A 13595-nucleotide genomic window follows, 5' to 3' on the forward strand; every position below is an offset into this window, starting at 1 on the left:
ACCCGAACCTCCAGCCAGCGCGCGTCGCCGGCGAAGGCGCTCGCGCCGAAATCGAGCGCTACGGTGAACAAGCCGTTGCTGACCGGCACGACGTTGGCCGTCACGGTGGCGCCGACCTGCGCGCCGCCGCTGGCGGCGTCGTACAAAGCGAACTGAAGATCGTAGGATCCGTTGGCAGGGCTGCCGCTATCTTGCAGCCGGCCCTAGATAGGTGAAGGCCGTGCCGAGGGCGGCTTGCAGGATTGGGCCGCTTCCCTGCGCCGCGACGGCTGACGCGAGGATGGTGAGCGAAAAGACGATAAGCGCAATGAAGATACTCAGTTTGCCGGCCATCGGTGCGTTCTCCTTTCAGGATGGTGTTGGGATAAGAACAATACGGACGTGCCGCTCGGCGCAATTCGCCCGCTGGCTCACGCGGCGTTGCGGGACGTTCCACTGCCTGATGCCGATGGTAAGAACCGTTGTGATCAAGCATATCAAGCCAGCGTCCTCTAAACGCCCTCACCCGGCTAGCGCCAATCCCCGGTCTCACGACGTGAAGGCAAGCGGTTTGACGGCATGCTGATCTGTCAACTACAATTTCATCTGTCGGGGCATCATGTGGCGTAGGACAGGTGTAGCGTATCGCTTGAGCGGCGTGGCTGGCGCGAGTAGCTGGAGATGGTTTCGCCGCGTTAGTGGCTTGCGATAACCGATAGGGAAGACAGCGGCGGGCATGTTGGTTGAAGACGTGCTATCCGTGAGCGTACTTTTGGCAAGGCTCTATGTCACGCACCCGGTCAATCTGATTTAGCCATCTTCTGCGCGGAGCCTCCCGACAGTGATGAGGCAATTGAGCTTATACCAGCAGTAGTGGTTGAGATTCTTAGTCCGGGCTATGAAGACAAGGATCTCGGTCCTGATGGTGCGCCGTTTTACCTGACGTATGGGGTGCGCGATGTGGTCGTGTTTGATCCGCGCCAGAAAGAAGAATAGCACCGTCGCTCACCTTTGTCAGTGCGAGCCGAGCGGAGCGAGGCGAAGCAAGCTCCCGCTTTGGCGGGATGGATGGGCAAGGGGGCACGGATTGGCCCGGCGGATGAGGGTGCTGTGTCAATTCCCGGTGAGGGGGTGTGTGCTGCTCTCGCGGGGGCTTGCTGCGGTCGGGTGGACCCAGCGTGGCTGGGGGCCGCTACTCCCTCGCAATGACAAGAGGTACCCGGTGTCAGTGCGAGCCGAGCGGAGCGGTGAGGGGATGCGTGGCGGGCTTGCGGGGGCTTGCTGCGGGCGCTGCGCCCTGCGTTATTATATGAGTGCAAGACCTTGCAATAACAAGGAGTAGCTGACACATGCGAAACGGAGGCCAACGATGACCACCGCGCCACGTTTGTTGTGGGAACCGCCGGCGGAATTGCGTGAAAACTGCACCATGCGCGCGTTTATGCGCTGGCTTGAGCAGCGGCATGGGTTGCACTTCACCGATTACGATAGCCTCTACCGCTGGTCGGTTGAGGAATTGGAAGCGTTTTGGGCGGCGTTGTGGGAGTATTACCAGATCAAGTCTTATACTCCCTACACAGCAGTCTTGTCAAGCCGCGAGATGCCGGGGGCGCGTTGGTTTACCGGCGCTCAGATCAACTATGCCGAGCATGCTTTCCGCCACGCTATGCCCGACCGTCCGGCGGTGATTGTAGCATCGGAACGGCACGCGCCAACCCCGCTAAGCTGGGAGGCATTGCGCGCGCAGACGGCGGCGCTGGCGCAGACATTGCGCAATGCCGGGGTGGGGCCGGGGGATCGGGTGGTGGCGTATGTGCCCAATACTCCCCATGCGCTGATCGGCTGTCTGGCCACCGCCAGCCTTGGCGCGATCTGGTCGAGTTGTTCGCCCGATTTTGGCAGCCCTAGCGTAATTGACCGGTTTAGCCAGATTGCGCCGAAGGTGTTGATCGCCATTGACGGCTACCAGTACGGCGGCAAGCCGTTTGATCGTCGGGCGGAAGTGGCGGCGATTCAGGCGGCGTTGCCCAGTGTCGAGCTGACCATCTTTATTTCGTACCTCGACCCGGCGGCAGAGCCAACCGGTCTGCGCGGCCCGCTGTTGCGCTGGGAAGAAGCGGTGCAGACGCCGGCTGAATTGACATTTACGCCGGTCGAGTTTAATGCGCCGCTGTGGGTGCTCTATTCTTCCGGCACCACTGGCTTGCCGAAGCCGATTGTGCATAGCCAAGGCGGGATTCTGCTCGAACATATCAAGTCGCTCGACCTCCATTTCGACATGCGGCCCGGTGATCCCTTCTTTTGGTACACCACGACCGGCTGGATGATGTGGAACTTCTTGATCGGCGGTTTGTTGGTCGGCGCTATTCCGATTTTGTACGACGGTAGTCCGGCTTACCCTGATATGGGAGTGTTGTGGCGGTTGGCCGAGCAGACCAAGATGCGCTATTTCGGCACCAGCGCCGGCTACATCATCGCACTGATGAAGAGCGGGATTGAGCCGGGGACGCAGTTTGATCTCAGCTCAATCAAATCGATCGGCTCGACCGGTTCGCCGTTGCCGCCGGAAGGGTTTGAGTGGGTCTACGACCATATCAAGCGCGATGTCTGGCTGGTGTCGTACAGCGGCGGCACCGACGTTTGCAGCGGCTTTGTCGGCGGTTGCCCGCTCTTGCCGGTGTATAGCGGCGAGATTCAGTGCCGCATTCTCAGTTGCAAGGCCGAAGCCTACGATACCGATGGCCACAGCGTGATCGGCGTGATGGGTGAACTGGTGATCACGGCGCCTATGCCATCGATGCCAATCTATTTCTGGAACGATCCCGATAACGCTCGCTACAAGGCTAGCTACTTCGAGCATTATCCCGGTGTCTGGCGACACGGTGACTGGATCGTGATCAACGAGCGGGGTGGGATCGTGATCTATGGCCGTTCGGATAGCACAATCAACCGGCAAGGCATTCGCATGGGCACCAGCGAGATCTACCGCGCTGTCGAGACCATCCCTGAAGTACTGGATAGTTTGGTGATCGATCTGGAAGGTCTCGGCGGGCGTTCGTATATGCCGCTCTTCGTCGTCTTGCGCGAGGGTGTAACCCTCGACGATGCGCTGCGGCAGCGGATCAAGCACGCGATCCGCACTGCGCTCTCGCCGCGCCATGTGCCTGACGATATCTTCCAAATCGCAGCCGTGCCGCTCACGCTCAGCGGCAAGAAGCTAGAGGTGCCGGTGAAGAAGATTCTGATGGGTGTGCCGGTCGAGCGGGCGGCCAATCCCGACTCACTGCGCAATCCTGAGTCACTCCAGTTTTTTGTCGATCTGGCGCGCGTGTTGGCTGAGACGGCCGATCGCGGAAGCGGATGATCGTTGTAGCGGGAAGGATCCGCTCAGACAAGTCGTTCGCTGAAGGAGGAGATTGTTTCGGGCGCTGCGCGCCCTCGCAATGACATCCTAGCCTGTCATGGCGCGCCGAGCGGTGATGGTGCCCCCACCCCTAACCCCTCCCCCAGCGGGGGAGGGGTAAAGCCGTAAAGCGAGCAAAGACGCAGAGGATTCAAACGCAAAGGTGCGAAGGGCGCAAAGAGCGCGAAGGTTTCTTTGAGGAAGCGCCGCTTCCAGCTTGTCATTGCGAGCCGAGCGGAGCGAGGCGAAGCAATCTCCCCAAGAGCGAAAGGAAACCACTCAGGCAGGTGGTTCGCTGAAGGCGGAGATTGCTTTGCCGCCTCCGGCGGCTCGCAATGCCACTGGCGAGCGGTTGTACCTATTGACGAATCGTTGTCCGTTGCAGCAGGAGGCTGAGCTTTTCGAGCAAGTCACGTGAACGGTACGGTTTGGGCAGGAAGTCAGTATATTGGTTGATCGGCAGTGGGTTGTTAGTAATCTGTTCGGCGTTGCCGCTCATCAGCAACACCGGCAGACACGGCAACTGGCGGCGAATGGCTTCAAGCAGTTCGAAACCATTCATACCGGGTATTGCCAGATCAACCAAGACGATATCAATATTCATCGCTGATTCGCTCAGCAGGGACAAAGCAGTGCGCCCGTCAGCCGCTTCGAGGGTCACCATACCGGCTCGTTCGAGGATGCGGGTGATGGTTCCGCGCACTGCTGCATCGTCATCAACAATCAATGCGGTGCCGGTCAAGATAATGGGCGCTGTCGCAGCCACAGTCAGCGCCGGGGTTGTGGTATTTGCGGCTGGCAGGTAAACGGTAAACGTCGAGCCTAGACCCGGCGTGCTCTCGACCCGGATAGCGCCGTGATGGCGGCGCACGATGCCTTGCACGGCAGCTAACCCTAACCCGTGACCTTTCGGTTTTGTGCTGAAGAAAGGGTCAAAGATACGGCGTTGGGTTGATTCGTCCATCCCAATCCCGGTATCGCTGACAGTGAGGGTGACGTATTTGCCCGGCGCAATGCTTGGTGTTAAGTTCAAGCGACGCAGATCCGTTGCGGTAAGGGTGGTTACGCCGGTACTAATAGTAACCGTGCCGCTGCGTTCGCCAATGGCTTCAATCGCGTTGGTGAGCAGATTGAGCACGATTTGCCGGATCTGGCTGGCTTCGACCACAATCGCTGGCAAATCAGACGCTAGATCGTAGGTAAGCGTGACTTGACCGCTACGGTTGGCCGGTAGGCGCAAGATATTGCCCATTTCGCGCACGAGCGCCGAGAGGTCAACGGATTCGAGTGAACGTTGGCCACGGCCAGCGTAGGCGAGCAGTTGGCTGCACAATTCAGCGGCTCGTTGGGAAGCCTGATCGATGGCTGCGAGATGGGGTTGCAATTCGTGGTTAGACGGCAGATCGAGCAAGGCAAGGCTGGTATGGCCCATAATACCGGTCAGCAGATTGTTAAAATCGTGGGCAATACCACCAGCCAGCAAGCCAAGACTTTCGAGTTTTTGCGTTTGCAGCATCTGGGTCTCGATCCGGCGCCGTTCTTGTTCGGCGTTAAAGCGTTCAATCGCTACCGCAAGCACATTGGCGACACCGCGCAGAAAGAAAATAGCCTCGGTATCTAATGGATGCTGCGCGTATGCCAGTAGCACGCCGAACAGTCGCTCGTTCCCGCGAATAGGTATACCGGCGCCATACATAGCCATACCGCCAATCCGTTCAGCCAAGCTTGGCGGCAACCGGTTCCAGCCGGGATGATCATTGGGAAGGTCGCGGAACACCTCAGATGGTAGCAGTTCCTCAGGCGCATTGCCCCATTTTGCGCGTACATACGGCTGACGATCGAGATCGAGTTCCACCAGCTCGATCCCGCTAAGGCGGAGCGTTTGGGCCGTTTGTTCAGCAGCGGCGGCAAACAGGGTGTTGAGGTCGGTATTTGCCAGTGCTTCGCGGGCTAAGGTTGCCAACTGTTCTTGCCGCGCAGCGAGTTCGGCAAGGCGCTCGTTGGCATGGCGCAGCGGGGTTACGTCTTGAAACGCGACCACGGCGCAGAGACCTTCGGGCAACTCAATCAGCTCAACCGCCAGTTGGGCAAAGCCGGGGGCGCGATCATTTCGCTGAAAACTAAATTCGACACCGCTGATCGTTCCCTGCTTTTCTAACGCTTCAGCGATAGCCGGCCATCGCTCGGACAATTGTGACCGGCTAAGCCTACGGATCGGTTGCTTGATAATCTGTTCGCTGCTCAACTCAAAAAATTCGCGGCAGGCTGCATTCGCATTCAGGATGAGTTCATCGTTGATCCGCACGATCAACATCGCAAACGGCGCCGAGTCGAAAAGCCGGGCCAGCTTCTCTTCCGAATCGCGGAGTTGCTTTTCGACCGTGCGCCGTTCATTGAGTTCTTTATCGGTGTCATGTAATGACTGGCGAAAATGACTGATGAGCTGATTGATGATGTATGCCGAGAGTAGGAGATACAACGTATAGGTGACAGACCACGACAGTCGCGAGTGAGGGATTGGCGGTTGGGGCAGCCGATCGGCAAACAACGTAAAGATGACGCCGGTCGCGACTGAAAGGATCGTAACGATCCATGTACCTCGTTGCCCGAAGAGCATGCCGGTCATCACCACGACGATGGGCAATGCTGCGAAGGCTGGCGCAAGAATACCGCCGCTGATCGCCGCTGAGCCGGTTAATGTCAGCCACAATGAACTAATGACGAGCAGACTTGCTTGCCAAACCCGTTGCTGGCGCAAGAGCCAGAATGCCGCAAGGAGCGCCGCTATCAGAGGCGCGACAATGATCAGGCGCTGCGGCATGAGCGACGGGTCAATCGGGCTAAATACGGTATAGCCTATGACGGAAAGGAGGGCGAGCCAGATCAGGAAGCGCAGCAATTGCGCGGTATGTTGCCGCATCCGCTCGGTGCTTGGAGAGGATGGATCGGTGAAAGCATCCATAATGTTTGCTCCCGATTCGAACCTATCGTGAAATGAGATTCGCGCCGATCGTTGCCGATCCATCCATGCTACATACTGGCCCATCACGTATCCTGATCGAATGACGTGTCAATGCTATGGGCCGGCGCTGTTCCGCTGAGTTGGATAATCGCCTCGCGCACCTCATCGGCGGCGGTTTGCCAAGTCGCGCGCAGTTTCGGATGCGCTTTGAGATACAGCGGTTCGCCAAAACGCACGGTGACTTTGTAGGGTCGTGGAAGAACTTTGCCTTTTGGCATAACACGATTGGTACCGCCGACATACGTAGGAATGACCGGCGTGCCGGGAAATTCGGCGATCAGGCGGCCTACACCGCTGCGGAAGGGGCCAATTTCACCGGTTTTGCTGCGCGTGCCTTCGGGGAAGAGCAAAAGGGCATAGCCTTCGCGCAGCGCGCGCGCCGCGTGCCGTAGCGGGTCTTGGCCGCCGCGCCGGTCGCGGGCGATCGGAATGGCATTAAACAAAATGCGCGAAAGGAACTGCATCATTCCACCGCGAAAAAAGTAGTCTTGCGCGGCGGCAGCAACGAAGCGGGGGCGCACTTCGCGCGGCAAGACAGTATAAATGACGGCCGTGTCGGCATGGCTGGCATGATTTGAGGCAATAATGAAGGCTCCCTCGTGGGGAATATGTTCAACTCCTTCGACTCGCGGCCGTACATAAAGCCGGACAAAGATCCGAAACAGGGCCGGCATGAAACGGGCCGCGACGTGGCGGCTGCGGTAGAGACTCATAGCCATTTCCCTACGACTATGGCGCCCGCCAAGAGAGCAAAGCGGCGGGATATTCTGCAAAACAGGCGACTCTTCATCTGTACGATATTATACTGTGCTGCGCTTCGCTTGGCGAGGGGGTGGCTTCCTTTTCATTGATATTTGGTTCTGAAACCGCCCTACCGGAGCGTCGCCTAGCGTGCGACGCTCTGGTAGGCTTGCCCAAGAAGGTTGCAACTATTCTACGAAGCCGTTTGTAAGCGGCTGATCGCCTCAGCGTCGTAGCGTAAAATCGGCTGGCGAGCGGCGCGCACTTCATCCAACCGGCGCACCGGCGCTTTGGTCGGCGCGGCGTGCAATACGTCCGGCGTCTCGACCGCTTCGCCGGCAATCTGGCGCATCGTGGCGATGAAGCGATCGAGCGTCTGCTTGCTCTCAGTTTCGGTTGGTTCGATCATCAGCGCTTCCGGCACGATCAGCGGGAAGTAGATCGTCGGCGGGTGGAAGCCGTAGTCGATCAGCCGCTTGGCAATATCGAGCGTGCGCACATCTTTGGGCGCGCCGGCAATCTGGCCGCGCAACACCACTTCGTGCATGCAGATGCGATCGATCGCCTGCGGATAGATATCCTTCAGCATGACCCGCACGTAGTTGGCGTTCAGCACCGCCGTTTCGCTGACAGCGCGCAACCCGGCGGCTCCCATCGAGCGGATGTATGTCCATGCCCGCACCAGCATGCCGAAGTTGCCGTGGAAGGCTTTCATCCGGCCAATGCTCTTTTCGGGGGTGAAGAACTCGTATGTGCCATCGTCGCGCCGGCGCACACGGGGGCTGGGCAGGTACGGTGCGAGCGCGGCGGTGCAACCGACTGCGCCTGAACCGGGGCCGCCGCCGCCGTGCGGGGTGGTGAAGGTCTTGTGCAGGTTGTAGTGCATGAAGTCGAACCCTAGTTCACCCGGTTTGGCGATGCCGAGGATGGCGTTGAAGTTAGCGCCGTCGCCGTACATAAGACCGCCGGCTTCGTGAACGAGGCGGCAGATTTCGACGATGTGCTCTTCAAACAACCCTAGCGTGTTGGGGTTGGTCAGCATCATGCCGGCGGTGCGTGGCGAGAGTTTGGCTTTGAGGTCGTCGAGGTCAACATTGCCGCGCGCGTCGCTCTTTAGCTCGATGACCTTCAAGCCAACCATGGCCGCGGTGGCCGGATTAGTGCCGTGGGCCGAGTCGGGCACCAGCACTTCGGTGCGCTGGGTGTCGCCGCGATCATGGTGATAGGCCCGGAAAACCAGAATACCGGTTAGTTCGCCTTGCGCGCCGGCGGCGGGTTGCAGGCTGACTGCATCAAAGCCGCTGATCTCGCCAAGGTAGCTTTGCAATTCATACATCAATTGCAGCGCGCCTTGGCTCAATTCCTCATCTTGCAGCGGGTGCGCGGCGGCAAAGCCGGGCAGGCGGGCGGCTTCTTCGTGCAGCTTGGGATTGTACTTCATCGTACACGACCCTAGCGGGTAGAAGCCGGTGTCGATCGAATAGTTGCGCTGGCTGATGCGGGTAAAGTGGCGAATGACTTCCGGCTCGGTCAATTCGGGAAAGCCGGCCAGATCATCTTGGCGCAACAGCTTGGAGGGCAGCGGCGTGGTTTCAACGCCGGCAGCCGGCAGATTGGCGCCGATTTTGCCCGGCTGCGAGTACGTAAAAATAGGCGGTTCTTCGTTATTCATTGCTCTGCACTCCATCTCTTGGTTCATCAGGGGTGGCAATCACTGGCGGCGCATGCACCTGATCAAGCTGATCGGCGATGGCAAGCGCGAGATCGGCCCGCTCGCGCTCAAGTAAGAGGGCCAGCCGGTAGGGTAAAAGCGCAAACTCGCGCACCTGATCGTAGCGGCGGTCGGTCGTTTCGTCGTAGGCCACTCCATACCCGGCGCGCAAGCCGAAATACTCAGGGTCGGCAAAGTTGAGGTGGAGGGTGGCGTGATCCCACGCCGGACGCCATGTTTGGGCGAAGCCCCAACCGACCACGCCAACCAGCCGCCAGTCGCGTTCACGCCGGCGGACGATGATCCGGCGAGGGTGGAGGTCGCCGTGGACGAGACAGGCCGGGCGTCCAGTGGTCGTGATCCAACCGGCGAGGCGGCCTTGCAGCCACTCGCGCTGTTTGGCGGTGAGGCGGCCTTGCGCGACGGCATCAGCCGCTGCCGCTGCTACCCGCTCGCGCAGGTAGGCGACATCGGCATCTAGCATGGCCGGTTGTTCGGCGGGAGCCGGCAAGGCTTCGGCGCGCAACTGGCCGTAGGACGGGGCCAGATAGCTATGCACGCGCGCCATGACGCGCGCCAGCGCCTGCCCAATCGCAAAGCGTGACTCTTCATCAATGGCGGCGATGATCTCGGACAACGGCGTGCCGGCAAGGTAGCTCAAGGCAAGTGCCGGCGGGTCGTCGCCACTGGCAGCGGCTTCACCGATCACACTCGGCAGCGGCACGTCGATCTCGGCTTGCAGCGCGCGCAGCGCGAGCGCCTCGGTTTGCAGCGCTTCGCCGGCCCAGCGATCGACGCCAGCCGGCAGGCGGAGCACGAGCTGCCGGTCACTGAGCGTGACCAGCAGGCTCCGCGCGCCAAGCGGTGCAGCATCGCGCACCTGCGCTCCCGGCAGGATGCGGGTGACGATGCGCTCGATCTGGTTGGGTGAAATCGCCTCGATCATCGGATTGATGTTGCACCTCTCCCAGTCTCCCCCACTGGGGGGGGAGGAAGTTAGGTTGTTGGCGGGCCGGCGGCCCGCGCTCCACGCCCCACTTTGTCACAGAGCAGCCAATGCGTCTACCAACCGGTCAATCTCTGCCGGCGTATTCATCTCGGTGACGGCGAGCAGCATCGCGTTACCGAGCTGCGGTTCATCGGCGCTGAGGTCGTAGCCGCCAATGATATGCTGCGCGCGCAGCGCGGCATTGATCTCGGCCACCGGGCGCGGGCATTGCACCACAAACTCGCGGAAGAAGGGCTGGTCAGCAAGCACGCGATAGCCGGGCAAGGCGTTAATCCGCTTGGCGGCGTAGTGGGCGCGCTGGTACGTCACTTCAGCCACCATCCGCATGCCGCGCTTGCCCATCAGCGACAGGTAGACTGCTGATGCTAGCGCCATTAAGCCCTGATTAGTGCAGATATTGCTCGTCGCCCGTTCGCGGCGAATGTCTTGTTCGCGAGCGCGCAGAGTCAGCACATAGGCCATGCGGCCATCAACATCTTTGGTCACGCCGACGATGCGCCCAGCGATCTTATGCACATACTTCTGGCGAGTGGTAAAGATGCCAAGGTACGGGCCGCCGAAAGCCAAGCCCAAGCCGAGCGGCTGGCCCTCGCCGGTAGCAATGTCGGCCCCGGCTTCGGCAGGGGTCTGGAACAGACCGAGCGCGATCGGGTCGAAGTGAACCGCGAGCAACGCGCCGCGGGCCTGCACCTGCGCGCCGAGACCGCGCAGATCGTGCAACCGGCCCAGAAAATCGGGGTTCTGCACAATCAACAGCGCCGTCTGATCATCAACGAGGGCCAACGTATCGGTAAGCGATGAACCCGGCGTCTCGTCACCGACGATCGCAACATCAAGCCCTTGCAGGTAGGTGCGCAGCACGGCCCGATACTGCGGATTGACGCTGCGGGCCACCACAATCTTGCGCCGGTTGCGCACCACGTTGAGCGCCATAATCGCCGACTCTGCCAGCGCGGTCGCGCCGTCATAGTGCGAAGCGTTCGCGATCTCCATGCCGGTCAGGGCGCAGATCAGGCTCTGATACTCGAAGATGGCCTGTAAAGTGCCTTGGCTGATTTCCGGTTGGTACGGGGTATAAGCAGTGTAAAACTCGCCGCGGCGCAGAATCTGGTCAACCGCTGCCGGCACAAAATGGTTGTACGCGCCTGCACCCAAAAAGATGCTATACCGGCGGGCATGGGCATTCAACTCGCTCAACCGGTTCAGTTCCGCCATCAGCTCCGGTTCCGACAGCGGCGGCGGCAGATCGAGCGGCGGGAAACGATAGCTGGCCGGCACATCAACAAACAGGTCTTCAATGCGCTCAACTCCGATTGCTCTGAGCATTTCTTGCCGGTCGGCATCGGTAATCGGAATATAGTGGGTCATGCTTGGTTCCATCTAGGCTATAGCTATCCCGGCAGTTGCGTTACGGTTCGGTTGCTTCCCTACCGGCAATGTTAGATTGCGTGGGTGCTGCACCCGCGCAATAACGTTCAACCTCCGCCTAGTGATCAATCTCGGCTACAAACGCAGCATACGCCTCGGCATCGAGCAATTCCTCGCTCTCGCCAGTTGGCCGCACCCGTAGCATCCACCCTGCGTTGTAAGGATCGTTGTTAATCGGCGACTGATCACTCTCAAGAGCGGTGTTGACTGCGATCACCTCGCCGCTGACCGGCGCATAAAGATTCGAACTCGCCTTGACCGACTCGACCACGCCGAAGCTTTCACCGGCAGTGACGGTTGCGCCAACTGCGGGCAATTCGACGTAGACCACATCGCCAAGCGCGTGCTGGGCATAGTCGGTGATCCCGATCACAAGCTCATCACCTTCGTTGCGCACCCACTCGTGGGTTTTGCTGTACCGCAGATCGGACGGAGTGTTGTAAACCATGTCGAACTCCTCTAGCGCTTGTAGCGCGGCTTGTAGAAGGGCATCTTCACGACGCGCGCGCGAACGGGCCGCTCGCGCACGATAACATCAAACTCACTGCCTTCGCTGCTGAGATCGGTCGGCACGTAGGCCATGCCGAGCGGGCGGCCCAGAGTTGGCGAGGGCATGCCGCTGGTAACGAACCCAACCGGTTCGCCGGTCACGCGCTGCACTTGGTAGCCGCCACGGGCGATCCCTTTGCCGACCATCTCGAACCCGACAAGGCGGCGGGTGACGCCGGCCTCTTTAATCGCCTGCAAGGCCGTGCGCCCGATAAAATCGCCCTTATTGAGCTTCACCACCCAACCGAGACGGGCCTCATATGGGTTGATCGTTTCGTCAATCTCATGGCCATAGAGGGCAAGGCCCGCCTCAAAGCGCAGGCTATCGCGCGCGCCGAGACCGCAGGCTTGCACGGCATTGCCGCCGAGGGCCAGCAAGCCGTGCCAGAACCGCTCGGCATGCACTGCCTCAAAAAAGATCTCAAAACCGTCTTCGCCAGTGTAGCCGGTGCGCGCAATCAGCGCGTTTTGGCTGAAGATGGTGGTCATCGCCACCCCGTGAAACGGGAGCGAGCCTATCTCAGCCGTGGTTGAATCCTCTGCGGTGGCGAGCAGGTGTTCGGCGTGCGGCCCTTGCAGCGCCAGCATTGCCCAGCGCTCAGATCGATCTTCTATCTCCACCTCAAACCCAGCGGTATGTTGCTGCAACCAATCCCAGTCTTTGGCGCGATTCGCAGCATTCACCACGACCATAAACTCATCGGGCAGATGGTAGAGAAAGACATCATCAACAATCCCGCCGTCGGGCCGGCAGAGCAGACCATAGCCGGCGTGGCCGAGCGGAATGGCGCTGACATCGCACGTCACCATGCGTTGGAGGAACGCTTCGGCATTGGGGCCGCGCACCATAAACCGGCCCATGTGGCTGATATCGAACAACCCGGCCCGGTTGCGCACGGCGTGGTGTTCCTCGATGATGCTGCGATACTGGACTGGCATTTCCCAGCCACCGAATTCGACCATGCGCGCGCCCATCGCAAGGTGCGCGTTGTAAAAAGGAGTTCGTTTCAGCATACACTTTCCCGTTGGTTATGAACGGTCTTCTTCCAAGCCAGCGCGCACCCGGCGCAGCAGTTCCCGGCAGGCGATCGCGTGACGGGCCAACTCTTCATCACCACCGGCGCGAGCTTCGGCGGCGAATTCCCACAGCGCCTGCTCAGCCGTCGCACTGAGCAAGAGCGGGTACTGGTCGATCACCTGCGCAATCGCATCTTCGGCATCGGCCACCAACAGCGCCTCAATAGCGGTCTCTAAATCGTTGGCGGGGGCCGGTGCAGTGCGGAACGCCGCCAACAGCGAACGCCGTGCCTCTAGCAATTGGGCCAGCCGCTCGGCATCGCTTGCTAGCGCCGTCTCGATTTCGGCGGCCAGCAAGGCATCAATTTCAGGGCGCAAGAGCAAAGGATGGCGGGCGACCACTTGCTCAAGCTCAGCGTCGCTATGGGCGCTCAACAGGGCTTGCAGCGCGTCGGGCGGAAGCGCCGTGAGGTGTTCCGGTTCGGCGGGGCGGCTCATGCTGGCCAGCAGATCGCGAGCATTGCGCAGGCCCTGCGCGATCTCAGCTTTGCCTTGGGCGGCGGCGACATCGGCCAATTGGGTGAGGGTCGCGATGGTCGCTGGTTCGAGCAGTTCAGGATGCTGCGCTAACACCTGTTCGAGATCGGCGGCGGTATCGGCGGCCAACAAGGTTTCGACCGCAGCCAGCAACGGTGGCGGTTCGGCAGCCGGCGCCGCAGGCGGCGGGGGCGAGGGC

At 60.3% G+C, this 13595-nt stretch carries 10 protein-coding genes and 1 pseudogene; 2 read left to right on the forward strand and 9 right to left on the reverse strand.

All coding sequences use genetic code 11. From position 1 onward, the window contains the following. Window positions 1-186 precede the first annotated feature (186 nt). Window positions 187-333: a hypothetical protein gene (locus U9R81_RS10240; RefSeq protein WP_156525367.1), complete on the reverse strand. Its 147-nt coding sequence runs from the start codon at window positions 331-333 to the stop codon at window positions 187-189. Window positions 334-795: 462 nt separating this feature from the next. On the opposite strand from U9R81_RS10240, the gene U9R81_RS10245 reads away from it, so the two are divergent. Together U9R81_RS10245 and U9R81_RS10250 are read left to right on the forward strand one after the other, a co-directional pair. Beyond that, window positions 796-975, forward strand: coding sequence for a Uma2 family endonuclease (locus tag U9R81_RS10245; protein WP_281181298.1), 180 nt, complete (start codon window positions 796-798; stop codon window positions 973-975). Between the two features lie 373 nt (window positions 976-1348). Continuing rightward, a complete protein-coding gene (locus tag U9R81_RS10250; protein ID WP_322495366.1) occupies window positions 1349-3343 on the forward strand; it encodes an acetoacetate--CoA ligase in 1995 nt (664 codons plus the stop codon). Window positions 3344-3740: 397 nt separating this feature from the next. On the opposite strand, the gene U9R81_RS10255 is transcribed toward U9R81_RS10250, so the two are convergent. The 8 genes and pseudogenes from U9R81_RS10255 to U9R81_RS10290 all read right to left on the reverse strand — a co-directional run. Beyond that, a complete protein-coding gene (locus tag U9R81_RS10255; RefSeq protein WP_322495367.1) occupies window positions 3741-6344 on the reverse strand; it encodes an ATP-binding protein in 2604 nt (867 codons plus the stop codon). Between the two features lie 83 nt (window positions 6345-6427). Next, entirely contained in the window at window positions 6428-7117 is a 690-nt protein-coding gene (locus U9R81_RS10260) for a lysophospholipid acyltransferase family protein (RefSeq protein WP_066790291.1), read from the reverse strand. Between the two features lie 221 nt (window positions 7118-7338). Beyond that, window positions 7339-8817, reverse strand: coding sequence for an aminomethyl-transferring glycine dehydrogenase subunit GcvPB (gene gcvPB, locus U9R81_RS10265; protein WP_322495368.1), 1479 nt, complete (start codon window positions 8815-8817; stop codon window positions 7339-7341). Then, window positions 8810-9802: an aminoglycoside phosphotransferase family protein gene (locus U9R81_RS10270; protein ID WP_322495369.1), complete on the reverse strand. Its 993-nt coding sequence runs from the start codon at window positions 9800-9802 to the stop codon at window positions 8810-8812. The genes gcvPB and U9R81_RS10270 overlap by 8 nt, the downstream gene beginning before the upstream one ends. A 96-nt stretch (window positions 9803-9898) precedes the next feature. After that, the gene (gcvPA, locus tag U9R81_RS10275) at window positions 9899-11233 is read right to left on the reverse strand and encodes an aminomethyl-transferring glycine dehydrogenase subunit GcvPA (RefSeq protein WP_322495370.1); all 1335 of its coding nucleotides are present in this window, start codon (window positions 11231-11233) and stop codon (window positions 9899-9901) included. Window positions 11234-11351: 118 nt separating this feature from the next. Next, a complete protein-coding gene (gene gcvH, locus U9R81_RS10280; RefSeq protein WP_322495371.1) occupies window positions 11352-11741 on the reverse strand; it encodes a glycine cleavage system protein GcvH in 390 nt (129 codons plus the stop codon). Between the two features lie 11 nt (window positions 11742-11752). Continuing rightward, window positions 11753-12856: a glycine cleavage system aminomethyltransferase GcvT gene (gene gcvT, locus U9R81_RS10285; protein ID WP_322495372.1), complete on the reverse strand. Its 1104-nt coding sequence runs from the start codon at window positions 12854-12856 to the stop codon at window positions 11753-11755. Between the two features lie 15 nt (window positions 12857-12871). Beyond that, window positions 12872-13595 (reverse strand): annotated as a pseudogene (locus U9R81_RS10290) (hypothetical protein); the annotation flags it as partial.

The organism is Chloroflexus sp., assembly GCF_034435895.1.
Taxonomy (GTDB): domain Bacteria; phylum Chloroflexota; class Chloroflexia; order Chloroflexales; family Chloroflexaceae; genus Chloroflexus.